Annotated in this window: 15 protein-coding genes; 6 read left to right on the forward strand and 9 right to left on the reverse strand. The window is 53.8% G+C overall.

All coding sequences use genetic code 11. The features are described 5' to 3' along the window. Positions 1-4 precede the first annotated feature (4 nt). Positions 5-1,147: a trans-sulfuration enzyme family protein gene (locus PCI15_RS22020; RefSeq protein ID WP_271272009.1), complete on the reverse strand. Its 1,143-nt coding sequence runs from the start codon at positions 1,145-1,147 to the stop codon at positions 5-7. A gap of 53 nt (positions 1,148-1,200) precedes the next feature. Then, positions 1,201-2,109: a LysR substrate-binding domain-containing protein gene (locus tag PCI15_RS22025; RefSeq protein ID WP_271272010.1), complete on the reverse strand. Its 909-nt coding sequence runs from the start codon at positions 2,107-2,109 to the stop codon at positions 1,201-1,203. A 190-nt stretch (positions 2,110-2,299) separates the two neighbouring features. Between PCI15_RS22025 and PCI15_RS22030 the strand changes: the two genes are divergently transcribed. The 5 genes from PCI15_RS22030 to PCI15_RS22050 all read left to right on the forward strand — a co-directional run bounded on the left by PCI15_RS22030 (position 2,300) and on the right by PCI15_RS22050 (position 8,245). Next, positions 2,300-3,265 (forward strand): NAD(P)-dependent oxidoreductase, encoded by a 966-nt coding sequence (locus PCI15_RS22030; protein ID WP_271272011.1) that lies wholly within the window; start codon positions 2,300-2,302, stop codon positions 3,263-3,265. Positions 3,266-3,370: 105 nt separating this feature from the next. Then, positions 3,371-4,804 (forward strand): aldehyde dehydrogenase family protein, encoded by a 1,434-nt coding sequence (locus PCI15_RS22035; RefSeq protein WP_271272012.1) that lies wholly within the window; start codon positions 3,371-3,373, stop codon positions 4,802-4,804. A 544-nt stretch (positions 4,805-5,348) separates the two neighbouring features. Continuing rightward, positions 5,349-6,362 (forward strand): TRAP transporter substrate-binding protein DctP, encoded by a 1,014-nt coding sequence (gene dctP / locus PCI15_RS22040; protein ID WP_271272013.1) that lies wholly within the window; start codon positions 5,349-5,351, stop codon positions 6,360-6,362. Then, positions 6,362-6,898 (forward strand): TRAP transporter small permease subunit, encoded by a 537-nt coding sequence (locus tag PCI15_RS22045; protein WP_271272014.1) that lies wholly within the window; start codon positions 6,362-6,364, stop codon positions 6,896-6,898. Before dctP ends, PCI15_RS22045 begins: the two co-directional genes overlap by 1 nt. A 24-nt stretch (positions 6,899-6,922) precedes the next feature. Then, positions 6,923-8,245 carry a TRAP transporter large permease gene (locus PCI15_RS22050; RefSeq protein WP_271272015.1) on the forward strand — a complete coding sequence of 441 codons (1,323 nt, stop codon included), beginning with the start codon at positions 6,923-6,925 and terminating at the stop codon, positions 8,243-8,245. A gap of 73 nt (positions 8,246-8,318) precedes the next feature. Here the strand turns inward: PCI15_RS22050 and PCI15_RS22055 are convergent, their stop codons facing one another. The 6 genes from PCI15_RS22055 to PCI15_RS22080 form a co-directional block, all read right to left on the reverse strand. Beyond that, positions 8,319-8,837, reverse strand: coding sequence for an NUDIX hydrolase (locus tag PCI15_RS22055; protein ID WP_271272016.1), 519 nt, complete (start codon positions 8,835-8,837; stop codon positions 8,319-8,321). 65 nt (positions 8,838-8,902) lie between these two features. Beyond that, positions 8,903-9,496 carry a cytochrome b gene (locus PCI15_RS22060; RefSeq protein WP_336296722.1) on the reverse strand — a complete coding sequence of 198 codons (594 nt, stop codon included), beginning with the start codon at positions 9,494-9,496 and terminating at the stop codon, positions 8,903-8,905. A 60-nt stretch (positions 9,497-9,556) separates the two neighbouring features. Then, positions 9,557-10,204 carry a hypothetical protein gene (locus tag PCI15_RS22065; protein ID WP_271272018.1) on the reverse strand — a complete coding sequence of 216 codons (648 nt, stop codon included), beginning with the start codon at positions 10,202-10,204 and terminating at the stop codon, positions 9,557-9,559. 259 nt (positions 10,205-10,463) lie between these two features. After that, positions 10,464-11,135, reverse strand: a complete 672-nt coding sequence (locus tag PCI15_RS22070) for a glutathione S-transferase family protein (RefSeq protein ID WP_271272019.1) — start codon at positions 11,133-11,135, stop codon at positions 10,464-10,466. Positions 11,136-11,237: 102 nt separating this feature from the next. Next, positions 11,238-11,669: a MarR family winged helix-turn-helix transcriptional regulator gene (locus PCI15_RS22075; RefSeq protein ID WP_271272020.1), complete on the reverse strand. Its 432-nt coding sequence runs from the start codon at positions 11,667-11,669 to the stop codon at positions 11,238-11,240. A 75-nt stretch (positions 11,670-11,744) separates the two neighbouring features. Next, entirely contained in the window at positions 11,745-12,587 is an 843-nt protein-coding gene (locus tag PCI15_RS22080) for an SDR family NAD(P)-dependent oxidoreductase (RefSeq protein WP_271272021.1), read from the reverse strand. Between the two features lie 291 nt (positions 12,588-12,878). On the opposite strand from PCI15_RS22080, the gene PCI15_RS22085 reads away from it, so the two are divergent. Further along, complete coding sequence (locus PCI15_RS22085; RefSeq protein ID WP_271272022.1) at positions 12,879-13,673, forward strand: SDR family NAD(P)-dependent oxidoreductase; 795 nt, start codon at positions 12,879-12,881, stop codon at positions 13,671-13,673. Between the two features lie 118 nt (positions 13,674-13,791). Here the strand turns inward: PCI15_RS22085 and PCI15_RS22090 are convergent, their stop codons facing one another. Beyond that, positions 13,792-14,322 (reverse strand): peroxiredoxin-like family protein, encoded by a 531-nt coding sequence (locus PCI15_RS22090; RefSeq protein ID WP_271272023.1) that lies wholly within the window; start codon positions 14,320-14,322, stop codon positions 13,792-13,794. Positions 14,323-14,408 lie beyond the last annotated feature (86 nt).

Raw genomic sequence — 14,408 nt, forward strand, 5'->3', positions numbered from 1 at the left:
TCAATTAACAGTTAATTGCCTGCTCAAGATCGGCAATCAGATCACTGATATTTTCGATCCCCAGAGAAAACCGCAGTAAATCATCCGGCACCGGACTGGTTTCCCCCTCAATCAGGGCACGGTGTTCCACCAGACTTTCAACACCGCCAAGAGACGTTGCCCGCACAAAGTGTTGTAAACGGCCCATAATGCGGGCTGTTTTTTCCCGGCCGCCGTCAAAACGTACCGACAACATACCGCTAAAGCCGCCCTGCATCTGTGCAGCAGCAACACTGTGCTGGGGATGGCTTTCCAGTCCCGGATACAGCACCGCTTTTACACCGGGATAGCCTTCAAAATGACGGGCAAACGCCATGGCGTTTTCACAGGCCCGCTGCACCCGCACATGCATGGTGCGCATGCCGCGCAGTAACAGCCAGCTTTCAAACGGCCCCAGAATGCCGCCATGCTGTGCACGGATCAGGGCCGCCTTCTGCCAGCGCTCATCTTCACGGGCACAGATCAGGGCACCGGCCACCACATCACTGTGGCCATTGATGTACTTAGTCGCTGAATGGAACACATAATCAGCACCCAGTGTAATTGGCTGAGTCAGCAAAGGGGTGCCGACGGTGGAATCCACCACCAGCTGGGCACCGGCCTGATGAGCCAGCTCAGCCGCCCGGGCAATGTCCACGACTTCCCAGGTGGGGTTTGCCGGTGTTTCCGTCCACACCAGTTGCACAGGCGCCGCCTGAATGACATCCGCCAGGCTCTGCATATCCCCGGCATCATAGAAATCCAGCGTAATGCCCCAGTCTTCACAGAAGGTTATCAGCCAGCCGCGCAGTGACCAGTACATCACTTTCGGTGCCACTATCCGGTCACCGGGCCGCAGGGTCTGTACCAGTGCCGTCGCCGCCGCCATACCGGAGGCAAACAGCTTACAGGCGGCACCTTGTTCCAGTGTACACAGCAGCTGCTCTGCCATCTCAGCATTGACACTCTGATCACGGGCATAAATACGGCTGCTGTCATACAGCTCACCCTCTTCATCCCGGGCAAACGTCGTTGACGGCTGAATCGGCGGTACCACCGCACCGGTTTGCTTATCCAGATAATGACCGGCCTGCGCCAGCAACGTTTCGACTTTATCCTGCTGTTCCATAAATAGATTCCTTGCCGGTTATCAGCATACCGGCCTCATTCAGTTATTACTGTTCACACGTTACCGGCCTGCTGCTTCAGCCAGTCTATAAAAGTCATTACCCGGGTATCATTCAGTAATGCCTTGGGGACCGCAATGCCCCATTCGCCATTTCCGGCGGTATATTCATCCACCGGCCGGATCAGACGCCCCGCCGCCAGATCATCCTCCGCCACCGGGCCGTTGACCAGCGCGATGCCCTGGCCGGCAATTGCCATTTCCAGCGCCACCGCCAGTGTATCTACCACCAGCGGGCTTTGCCGCAGCTGATTGCCGGTGCCCAGGGTCAGAAACCATTCATCCCAGCCCCAATAGCCCTTTTCGGTGGACACCGTCAGTAAGGGGTAATTCTCCAGCGCCGCAGCCGTCAGTGGAAGCTGGGCATCTTTCAGTAACTGTGGCGCGCAGACCGGGTACACCCGTGAAGGAAATAAGCTGATCCAGTGTAAATGCGGCGGCATCACCGTACGGCTGTATATCAGCCCGATGTCAGCATTGGCTTCATCAAATTCCCAGGCGGAATTGTTCGCCTGTAAATGAATGTCTATATCCGGATACTGACGGCGAAAATCACTCAGACGCCCGGCCAGCCAGCGGATCGACAGGGTGATATACGCCTGTAGTCGCAGCGCCGGATTCGCATTCTGCTCTCTGGCGGTTTCACAACCTTTAATCAGCAATTCCAGCGCCGCCCGTACACTGGGGTAAAACGCTTCCCCTGCCGGGGTCAGCACCACATTACGGCCCTGCCGGGCAAACAGCTTCACACCCAGAGCATCCTCCAGGGTGTGAATCTGATGGCTAATCGCCGGATGGGTCAGGTTCAGCTCATCAGCCGCCCCACGGATACTCTGCAACCGTGCCGCCGCTTCAAAACCTTTCAGCGCCTTAAGCGGCGGTAATTTACGCAGATCAATAGCCATCGGGAGACAACAAAAATTGAGAAATAACTGCAATATTTAACTTACCAATCCGGCAATTGGAAGATTTTTTTTACCAGTCATGTAAAAAAAGATCAATTGTTGCCCACCCCGGCTCCGCCTACCTTTAAGTGCATACCTTTTTATAAACAATCCAAACCGCAAGACACACAATAAAAACAGAGGGTGGCACATGAAAATCGGATTTATCGGCCTGGGCAATGTCGGTGGCAAACTGGCGGGCAGCTTATTACGTAACGGCAAGGACCTGACCGTCCGGGATCTTAACCAGGCGTTTGTGGATGACTTCGTCTCCCGCGGCGCTGAAAGTGCCGGCTCGCCAAAAGAAATGGCCGAGAAATGTGACGTCATCATCACCTGCCTGCCATCCCCGGCAGCCTGTTCAGAAGTGATGGAAGCCGAAGACGGCGTCATCGCTGGCCTGTCGGAAGGCAAAATCTGGATGGAAATGAGCACCACCGACGAAGCCGAAGTACGCCGTATCGCCGCACTGGTCGAAGCAAAAGGCGCTATGCCGGTAGACTGCCCGGTATCCGGCGGCTGTCACCGTGCCGGTACCGGTAATATTTCAATCTTCGCCGGCTGTACCCGGGAAGCCTTTGACCGGGTGCTGCCAATTCTGACCACCATGGGCCGGCGCATTCTGCACACTGGGGAGCTGGGCTCAGCCTCTATTCTGAAAGTGGTCACCAACTACCTGTGTACCGTTCACCTGGCCGCACTGGCTGAAGCCCTCACCGCGTCAAAAGTGCTCGGCATGGATATGAACGTGGCCTATGAAGCAATTAAAGCATCATCCGGCAACTCCTTCGTCCATGAAACCGAATCTCAGGTGATTCTGAACGGCAGCCGGGATATCAGCTTCACCATGGATCTGGTATTAAAAGATGTCGGCATCTTTGACGAAGTGACGAAACGTAAGGGTATGCCGCTGGAAATTGCACCGCTGATGGTCGATATCTTCCGGGATGGCCAGGACCGCTACGGCCCCCGCGAATTCTCACCCAACATCATCCGCCGGATGGAAGAAGCCTGTGACGTACAGGTACTGGGGACAAACTTCCCGGCTGAAATGGTCGACGATGAGCCGGAAGAACCGGGTTACGAAGTGGTCGTACCGGGCCGTCAGGATTACTGATACCCGGACACTGAAAACGCCGGTCACTCAGACCGGCGTTCTGACTTGTGCACTCAGCAAGGTCAGACACACTATTATCCGCGTTATCAGCTAACAGGCAGACAGATGAAAACTCTCGATAAACTGTATATCAACGGCCAGTGGCAGGCATCCGCCAGTGACCGCTTCATAGACGTCATAAACCCGGCTGACAATCAGACTTTCTTACGCGTCCCGCAGGGCAACAGTGACGACATTGAACAGGCCGCTCTGGCCGCCCGGCAGGCGCTGCCCGGCTGGGCAACTTCACTGGCCAGCATCCGCGCCGATCTGATGCGAAAAATCGCCACTGAAATGCGCAACCGCTACGATGACCTGGTCGACGCCCATGTCAAATCCATGGGCTGTCCGCGCCACCTGACCGGTGCATTTCATGTGGATGCTCCCATCGAAGCCATGGAGTACTACGCCGATCTGGCCTATAAGATGGAAGCGGTAGAAGAACGCAATGACGTCCTGTTACTGAAAGAACCGGTCGGGGTCTGCGCCTTTATCAATCCATGGAACTACCCTCTGCACCAATTAATCGGCAAGGTCGCCCCTGCCCTCGCCGCCGGCTGTACCATTATTGCCAAACCCGCTGAACAGACGCCGGAACTGGATTTCATCATGGCCGAAATTTTTGATACAGCGGGGCTACCGGCCGGGGTATTCAATCTGGTCTCCGGCCTTGGCACAGAAATCGGCCCGGTTATGTCCAGCCACCCTCAGGTCGACATGGTCTCCTTCACCGGCTCCACCAGAGCCGGCATTCAGGTAGCGGCTGCCGCGGCCCCGGGCGTCAAGCGGGTCTGCCAGGAACTGGGCGGCAAGTCCGCCTTTATTATTACTGAAGACGCCGACCTGAACGCCGCCGTACGCTACGGTGTTGAAGATGTCATGGCCAATACCGGCCAGACCTGCAACGCCCTGACCCGCATGCTGGTACCCCAAAGCCGTTATGAAGAAGCGGTAGCATTGGCGGCTGAAATTGCCGGAGAACAGGTAGTTGGCGATCCGACTGACAGCGCCACCACCATGGGCCCGATGGCCTCACACCGCCAGAAAGAAACCGTTGAGCACTATATCCGCCTCGGGCTGGAAGAAGGTGCCCGTCTGGTCACCGGTGGCCCCGGTGCACCGGCAGATCTGCCTCCCACCCTGCAGGAAGGTGCCTTTGTACAACCTACCGTGTTTGCAGATGTGCATAATCAGATGCGCATTGCCCGGGAAGAAATCTTCGGACCGGTACTTTGCATTATTCCGTACAGCGACACTGAAGACGCCATCGCCATTGCCAATGACACCCCTTACGGACTTTCCTCAGGTGTCTATGCCAAAGATGCTGCTTCGGCCATCCCGATTGCCCGGCGTATGCAGGCCGGCCAGTGTTACATTCAGGGCGCATATTTCTCTATGGATGCCCCCTTTGGCGGCTACAAACAGTCCGGTAACGGCCGTGAATGGGGTGAACATGGCATGGATGAATACATGGAAAGCAAAGCCATTATCTGCGGCTGAAAACCCTGCTGCACAGCGCCATCAGCCAGCGACTCAACGGCTGGCTGATGCGTCCACCCTTTCCCCACATCAGTTTTTCATCCGCCTAGCCAGACTTAAAAATATGGTCAAATTAACCACAAAAGTCTTTTTGTCCATTATTTTTTACACCTGAAGAATTTATTTTTTCCTGACGTGCCACAGGACATCTGAATAATGTACTGTATACACTGGGTAAAACGCCTTTTTTGGTACAGACAAAAATCCGTTTCGACTAGCCTTTTTGGGCTATTTTTCAGCTTTACCTAAAGTAGTACTGTAAGCGTCGTTGATTAAGATCAATATACACGCTGGCAGTTGCGGATCTGCTCACCGTTACGTCGCAAACAGGTACAGACAAACGCAGGAGCTGCTATATATAATTTTTGTTCAGGCTATCGCCCGGTAATCATCCTGTCATTTAACGATGTTAGTGCACCATGAAATACCCGCTCTCTGACCCTGGTCTGAGCAGCGATAGCGGACTATATTCCATCAACAGCCAAGCGTGAGATTAGGGATAACTATGAAAAGAAGAAATATGCTGAAAGCAGCTGCTGCCGGTATCGCAGCAGCCCCTCTGGCAATGACGGCAACGACAGCTCAGGCTGCAACTGTACGCCTGCGTATGCAGACATACTGGGGTACTGAGTCTGACGAAATCCATAAAGAATTCATCGACGACATTAAAGTCGCTTCCGACAAGAGTCTGCGGGTAAAGCGTTTCCGTGGTTCTGAACTGGTACCTAACGCAGACATGATGCAGGCAGTGGGCAAGGGCACGATCGATATGTGTCAGGGCTATTCAGGTTACTGGCCTGGCCAGCTGGACATTGCATCCATCGAAGCCGGCCTGCCAGGTGCATGGACTGACTACGACGAAGCGCAGTACATCATGGAATCCAAAGGTCTGATCGACCTGATCCGTGAAGCATACGCTGAAAAAGGCGTTCACTACCTGGGCCCTATCATGGGCGGTCCTTTCGATCTGCTGACCACCAAGCCGGTTAACAGCCTGGAAGATCTGAAGTCTATGAAGATCCGTGCAACACCTTCTGTTGCCAAGGTTCTGGAAAAATTCGACATCCCTACTGTATACCTGCCAGGCGGCGAGCTGTATCTGGGCCTGTCTACCGGTACCATTGACGGTGTTATCTATGCCGGTACCAACGAGTACAAGGCAATGAAACTGTACGAATCTGCCAAGTACTACACCTTCCTGGGTATGGTTAACCCGGGTTACACCGATGACATGCTGATCAACAAGGCGAAGTGGGACTCTTTGTCTGACGAGCACAAGCGCATCATCGAAATGGCTTACGCCAAGCACGCCCGTAAGATGCACACCTGGATGGTCAGCGGTTCTATCGATGCCGGTACCACAGGTCTGTTCGAATTCAGCACCCTGCCAGAAGCTGATCAGGCTAAACTGCGTGACGCTGCCCGGGTTATCTGGGAAGAAGAAGCGGCCAAGTCTGAACGTAATGCCAAAGCGATTGCGATCCTGGAAGAAGCCGCGAAAGCGACCGGGAGAGCATAATGACCGGGATATCTCGCTTACTTGATCTGCAAGACGGGATATCCGAATTCATCGGCAGGGCCATCTCCTGGATGTGCCTTGCCATGATGGGCGTTCTCGTATACGAGATCTCCGCGCGATATCTGTTTAACAGCCCAACCTCATGGGCTCACGAAACCACCACCATGCTGTACGGAACCTTCTGTATTCTGGCTGGTGTCTACACCCACAAACACCATGGCCATGTGCGCAGTGAAGCGATTTATCACCTGTTTTCACCCCGTGGCAGAGCGATACTGGACGTCATTACCGGCGGTATCGGTCTGGTTGTGTTTGCCGTGTTCTTTAATGTGGCGTTCGAATTTGCCGCCGATTCCTGGCGCAGTGGCGAACTGTCCTCCAAAAGTACCTGGGCACCACCGATTTACCCGTTTAAATCTGTATTACCCCTGGCCGTTGGCCTGATGTGGTTACAGAGCCTGGCTCACTTTATCCGTGATCTGCGCGTTGCTCTGAATATGGATAAGCCGTCGCAACCGACCGCTGCTTCCGAATAAATAATTTAATAAAGGAAACTAACGGTGTTAGATCTCGATCCTTTAGTCGTCACGGGCGGTATGTTCGGCTGCATGCTGCTGATGCTGATTCTCGGCGCACCTCTTACCTGGGCACTGCTGACAGTGGGTGTCGGTTCCGCCTACTTCCTGTGGGGCGCTGCCGGCCTTGAACTGCTGGCCATCAGTACATTTGCCTCCATGGATAACTTCCTGCTGGTTGCCCTGCCGATGTTTATCTTCATGGGCCTGATGCTGCAACGTTCCGGCATCACCGACAACCTGTTCGACATGATCAACAAACTGATGGGGGGCACCCCCGGCGGTCTGGGCATGGGGACAATCATTGTCTGCGCCCTTATCGCAGCCATGGCCGGCGTCTCCGGCGCGGCGACCGTCAGTCTGGGCATCATTGCCCTGCCAGCCATGCTGAAACGTGGCTACGACAAAAAACTGGCCACCGGTACAATTATGGCCGGCGGTGCACTGGGCTTCCTGATTCCCCCAAGTGTACTGATGATTATCTACGCCTTTCTGGCACGTGAATCTGTCGGTAAACTCTTTGCAGCCGGCCTGATGCCGGGCCTGATGCTGGCCGGTATCTACATCCTGTATGTTTTTATCCGCGCTAAAATGAACCCGTCACTGGCACCGCCAATCGACGAATCAGAACGGGTGGATCTGAAAGGTAAACTGGTTGCCCTGAAAGCGCTGATTCTGCCAGGCTCACTGATCGCCACGGTCCTGTGCTTCATCATTTTCGGTATTACCTCGCCGTCTGAAGCCTCAGCCGTGGGTGCTGTCGGTTCTATCATCTGTGCCGCGCTGTACCGCAATCTGACCCGCGAAGTCATGAAAGACGTACTGATCAGCACCACCAAGCTGATGGGTATGCTGCTGTGGATCACACTGGCGGCGGTCTTCTTCAGTAAAGTCTATATTGGCCTGGGTGCCGGTATGGTACTGGAAGAATTCATTGAAGATGCTGAACTGTCCGCGTACTGGGTAATCATCGCCATGCTGGCCTGTTACTTCCTGCTGGGCATGTTCCTGGACGACTTCGCCATTGTATTCATTACCGTGCCGCTGTTTGTCCCGATCGTCGATACACTGGGCTTCGATACCGTCTGGTTTGCGGTACTGTTTATCATCAGTATGCAATCCGCTTATCTGACCCCACCCTTTGGCTACAATCTGTTTTATATGCGCTCGGTGGCGCCGCCAAGTGTCACCATCTATGACTTATATAAAGCCGCGATTCCGTTCGTTTTCCTGCAAATAATCGGTCTGGCACTGGTGGTTATGTTCCCGCAAATCGCCCTCTGGCTACCGGAGCAGATTTTCGGCTAACCCCCGAATTCAGCACACACAAAAAAGGCTGCCCGGTTACCCGCGCAGCCTTTTTTTTGCCTGCTATAACTGATCAGTCGAGCAATTCAGACACAATCAGCTTTAATAAAAACGTTTCCCGGTCAATGGACTGTCCCTTCTTATCGCTGCCGGCAATGATTGCCTCATTATGACGAATGGCCTCATGAATATTCATCCATACCGGATGCATCCCGTTCTGCAGCTCATGACTTTCCAGCTGAGGCTCACCCAGCTCCCCCACCAGCTCACAGCGATAACACAGGGAGCGCATCAGCACCCAGTCAAATCCCGGCTTATGCCAGGGACGGTACTCATCATACTGACCATAAGGCTGAATATCCGTCACATCCGCTGCACCGGTTTCCTCCCGGAGTTCACGAATCAGCCCCTGAACAGCGTCTTCACCCTCATCAATACCACCACCGGGCAAAGAGTAATCATCATATCTGGCGGTATACAGCAGCAAGATGTTCTCCCCCTGCAGCACGATCCCGCGGGCGGCATTACGGATAAACAAAGTGCCATCACCGGTCAGCATCTCCGGTTTTACAGCAGGACGAAGTAATCGCATGGTCGTCTCATTCCAACAACAAAAACGCAATTATCCACTGCCCTGCTGCAGACACAACCGGTTGCTTACTTTTTACCGATACCCATCCGGTACAACACATCGTGGCCCACCATGCGGTGTTTAACCGCTGCAGCCACATGCAGGACCACTACCGCCAGAAATGTCCACGCCAGAATTTCATGGTTTTCGGAGGTAAAATCTTCCAGCTTGATGCCCATCCAGGTATCCATGGTCGGAAACAGCTTTGGCATCGGAATCCCAAACAGCGTTACCCCGTGGCCGCCAAAATCCGTTTCTGCCCAGCCCAGCGTCATAATCACCGCCGGCAAAATATACAGCGCCAGATGCCCGGCATGCGCCATCCGCTTATCCAGTGCCGTAAAGCCTGCCGGTAACGCAGGCGGGCGGATCAGGACACGGGCAATAATTCTCGCGATCAGTAACATAACCAGTAAAACACCGGTGGATATGTGCATCGCAAAGATAAACTCTTCACCGGCAGAATCTTCGGCAAAAAAGCCATGCATCAGATAACCGCTGCTCCACATCAGCACAAAGCCAAACGCCATCAGCCAATGAATTACTTTAACCAATAAGCTATATTGATTATTTAAATTTCTGTTTTGATTTATTTCAGACATAACAAAGCCTCTTGTCATCAGGCGACCGAACAGGTTGTCAGTAAATGCCAGGCAGCCTCACCGCTGCCTGAAGGAATATTAAAAAGAGGGGGCCGTAAAACAGATATCCACAACGAAGACCTGCTTACGGTAAGCATGGGTTAACTGCCAGCCGCAACCTTCACAGATACGCCGGGCAACCTCCAGCCCATGACCATCAAGATCCTGCCCGGCCCCGGAACCGCTGACAGGATTCAGCATTTGTAATCCCCGGGCAGATAGCCGGAACTGCACAAACTCCTCAGCAAAGTTCAGACCGTTATCCAGCAGGGCAACCAGTAATGTATCCACCAGTGCCGGCGGCGCAGCAACACGGGCCTCGCCGAACAGTGTAAAAATCACATCGCGGCTTTCAGCCTGCGACTGGTATTCGCTGAACAGCGCTTCTAAACGTAAACGTAAATCCGTGGTGTCACACTCAGACGCCTGACTGTCCGGTAATCTGGCTGGCCGGGCGATTCCCCCGGACGGTTTGCAGACATCTTTGGCACTCTGCACACTGCGCCACTGTGTATTCGCAGCACAGCAAGAAAGTTTCCCAGCCTCAGACGGATAAGATGTTATGCCCTGCGGTGTCAGCCACTCGCGGCCGGTATACCGGGCAAAAACATTGTCTGACACCCCGGTCAGACGTTGTACCAGATCACACAGTACCTGGCGAAACAATGACTTATTCAGAGATAGCATTGTGCCCCCTATCATTTTTAGTCCTGATCAGGTTAAGCACAAACGGGCCATTGTGTGTTAAGTCTGCCCCGAAGCAGACTTTCGACAGACAGCCCGGCAGACAGTCGGTCTGATCCCGGGTATCGCCGGCAACTGGCACACTGATATTTGCCACTGTTTACACCTGAACATTCGATCAGGCTGTAGACTAACAGGGCAATCGTAAAAAGAATGTTAAATAGATTCTCCGACCGCAGTAACTTTTCGCCAGCCCCGGGGGTCAGCTCTTCAGCAACTGAAAATCACCGTTTTTCTCCATGGCAGACTGATACGCCAGACGGGCTTCCATTTGCGTAATCCAGCGCTGACAGGCCGGGTAAGCAGCATCCAGCCCACCCCGGGTCTGGAGTGCACGTACGGTATATCCCATCTGAATATCCGCCGCAGAAAAGTCATCTCCCGCAAACCACGGTTGTTGCTGCAGCGCGGTCTCCATACTCTGTAATAACAAGCGGGTTACCGGCCCGGTGTAGGTCGCTCTGGCTTTAGACGTCATCAGGCGGATAACCGGTTTAAAAAGCCATGGCGCCCGCTCATCAAAACGGTTCAGCAACAGTGCCATGCTATTCACATTCATGATGCTGCCTTCCGCCGCATGCAGCCAGTAGTTATAACGGATTCTGGCATCTGTTCCGGCGGCCGGCCGTAATCCCCTGTCACCGTAGGTATCCAGCAGATACTCAATAATCGCGCCGGACTCAGCAATCATCCGGTCACCATCCGACAGCAGCGGTGCTTTACCCAGGATATGCAGCTGCTTAAAGCGCGCCTCCGCCATACTGTTTTCCTGTTCACGCTGAAAATGCTGCAGTTCATAGTCCAGCCCCATTTCCTCCAGAAGCCAGAGAATCCGTACCGAGCGGGAGTTTTCAAGATGATAGAGAGTAATCATGTGGATAAGCCTGTCAGAGAATAAACACAACAAACTTACCATGGATTTATAATCCATGGAATATAACTAAAAAAGGCTCTTCAAAAAATGATAATGCCCCGGTTAAAGCTTCCTCAACAGATCAAACAATTGCTGCTGTTCGGCATCATCCAGCCCCAACTGCATAGTCATCAGGCTGGCATCAGCATCCTGATGCGTCTGACGGCCAGCATCAGTAATCTTCAGGTACACCACCCGCTGATCGGTATCGCTGCGCTGTTTTACCGCCAGGCCTGCAGCCACCAGTTTGTTCAGCGCCCGGGAAACATTGGGGCTGTCATCAATCATCTGTGCTTTGAGCTGATTAACCGTCAGCCCTTCAGCAGGTGCATAATCCAGCGCATGCAATAAACCTAGCTGTAGCAGTGACACACCGGTGTGCTGAATCAGCCGGGTCATGTGCAAATGCCGCTCATGACCAACACACAACAACAGGCCGGTAAGCTTCTGCTCCAGACTCATATCGGAATCAATAATGGCGGTTTTATTAGCCAAGGCAGCTTTTCCTTAAAGACAACTGATAATCACCGACAATTTTCCGGGATCTCCCGACAAATTACCAGCAACCTCCTACGCCTGCTGTAACTGTATATCCACCGGTGCTGCCCAGACCGGCTCCCGCATCTCAGCCAGACACAGGCTTTGCTCCCACAGACGAGCAAAATCATCCGGTCTGCCGGTCACACTGTGCCGGTACCGGCTTGTTTTAACGCCGTTAAAATACCCCCCGCGTGAAGGCAGATCCGGCGCGGTCAGCACCTGCCGGATTTTCTCCGCAGCATGCTGAGGTGAGATCGCAAACCAGTGGGTCATAAGACGCATCAGATGCCCACCCTGCCGCTGCATACCGGTATTCACATAACCTGGGTTAATGGCATCCACATCAATTCCGTAATCCCCGGTATTCAGCCAGTAAGCCAGCAAAGCATTCGCCCGCAGCGCCTCTGTCATCCCTTTCATGCCCTGATAACGGCGCCCGAAAATGCTGCTGTCCAGCTCAACGCCGCCGAAATTCGCACAGCCGTTAATCAGCACCCGGGGATTCTCTGAACACAGTAATAAAGGCCGCAACAGTAACAACAACATAAAACGGTGCAGGTAATTCACCACAAAGGCTTTATCCACACCTTTTTCATCTAACAGAGACTGCCGCTGATACACCCCGGCATTCAGCACCAGCCGGTCCAGCGAATTACATTCATGGAAATATTCCGCAGCAACCCGTTTAATATCACCGATATTTCCCAGATCAGCCGGGTAATAACGGATCCGGCCACGGCTCAGTGCCACCAGATTCATTCCCCGTACCTGATCCGTTCCGCCAATCACATCAATCTCATGACCATCCGCGGACAGCCGCATAGCCAGTTGCTGCCCCATCCCCGATGTACCGCCGGTAATTAATACTCGCATAGCTCACCCCCATATTCAGGAACAGCAAAGTATCCCGGGGTGGAAGTAAAACAAAGGTTAACAGCAGCACGTTTACCCGGTTAGCCGGATATCCGCCGGTGCTTCACTCCGCTATCAGGCGTAATCACACCAAAAAAGTCCTGCTATCATGCACAGACGCCTGCTAACGTTCAGAAATCCGGCAGAGCAGATTCTGACAATCCGGCCAGCGGCGACAAATAGCTTTCGCAAAAGGCATGTCGAAAGAGTCACCGCCAGCCCCCTTAATCCCAGCGGCACACAGGAGCAGGTATGAAGCAGACCACTTACGATTTCAGCAATAAACGGGTGCTGATTACCGGTGCCAGTCAGGGTATCGGTGCGGCAATCGCCGGGCAGTTTCTCGCCGCCGGTGCACGCTGTATTCTCGCCAGCCGCAGCAAGCCTGATTACCTTCCTCATGAAAATGCCCACTGGATAGCCACCGATCTGGCAGACCCCGCACAGATCAAATCCCTGTTCGATCAGCTGGAAACGGCCTTCGGCGGGCTGGACGTCCTGATCAACAATGCCGGCGTTCAACTGGCAAAAACAATCGACACCACCACAGATGAAGACTGGCAGTGGCTCAGTGACATCAACATGCGAGCCCCTTTCATGTGTTGCCGGCGCGCGGTAAAGATGATGCGACAACAGGGCAGCGGAGCCATTGTGAACATCGGCTCGATTGGCGGTATCACCGCCGACCATGAACTGGCCATTTACAACGCATCCAAGGCCTGGACTCACGGTTTAACCAGGGCCATTGCCACCGACCATGGTAAACACGGCATTCGCTGCAATGCGGTTTGTCCCACCTGGACCCTGACAGAAATGTCGACTGAATTCTTTGATGCCGAGCCCGATCCCGCAGCCGCCCGGCAGGGTGTATCCCGCCGCCACCCCTTACAGCGGCTGGCCCAACCCCGGGAAATCGCACAGGCGTGCCTGTGGCTGGCCAGCGATCAGGCCGGCTTTATCAGCGGACAGCTGCTCAGTGTTGATGGGGGAATGACCGCCAGCTCTGCGGTTGATCCGGCCATCGATATCAGCGGTGTACAGACATAAAAAAAGCCGCCTGTCAGGCGGCTTTGAGAGGGAGAAAATGCTGGCGAACTGACAAGCTCAGTTTCGGTCACCGGAGCACTGCAGATCGGGTTACCGGTCAGTCAGCCAGCCCGCCGGTTTACACCAGCTCACCACGTGCCGGATAATCCTTTTCCACCACGAAGTTAACGGCACCCAGCACCTCACGGAACAAGGGACGGGCAAATGGCATAGTGCTGATCTGCGCCCAGTACAGGGTGTTATCCGGGCGTACCAGGAACAGACCCGGTTCGCTGAATTCAGCCGGCTCTTCAATGCCGATAGAGGTTAAACCACGGCCGGCAGAACGGTGCAGCCCCCAGGCCTGTGCCTGTTCAGCGCTCAGGCCGTAGCCCAGATTAATATTCTTCAGTTCCCAGTCCGCCAGCGCCTGTTCAGTGCGGGCTTTATCATCGCTGCTCAGAGCCAGTACCGACACCCCTGCTGCGGCAAAGTCACCGGCCAGTTTATCCAGTTCTTTCAGATACTTGGCACACAGCGGGCAATGCAGACCACGGTAAAATACCAGCATCGTAAAATTATCCGGCGTCTGATCTGACAAAGACCAGGCACCCTTAAGCGTTTCCACATTCAGCGCCGGCACAGCCTGACGGGTCTTCAGCACAACCATTTTATTTCTCCAAAAAAACTGACATTTTGATATCTGCTACTTTACCTCCGAACAATGTACGATTAGTATGCAATTTGTGCGTATTT

Origin of the sequence: Aliamphritea hakodatensis (genome assembly GCF_024347195.1) — a bacterium.
GTDB lineage: Bacteria > Pseudomonadota > Gammaproteobacteria > Pseudomonadales > Balneatricaceae > Amphritea > Amphritea hakodatensis.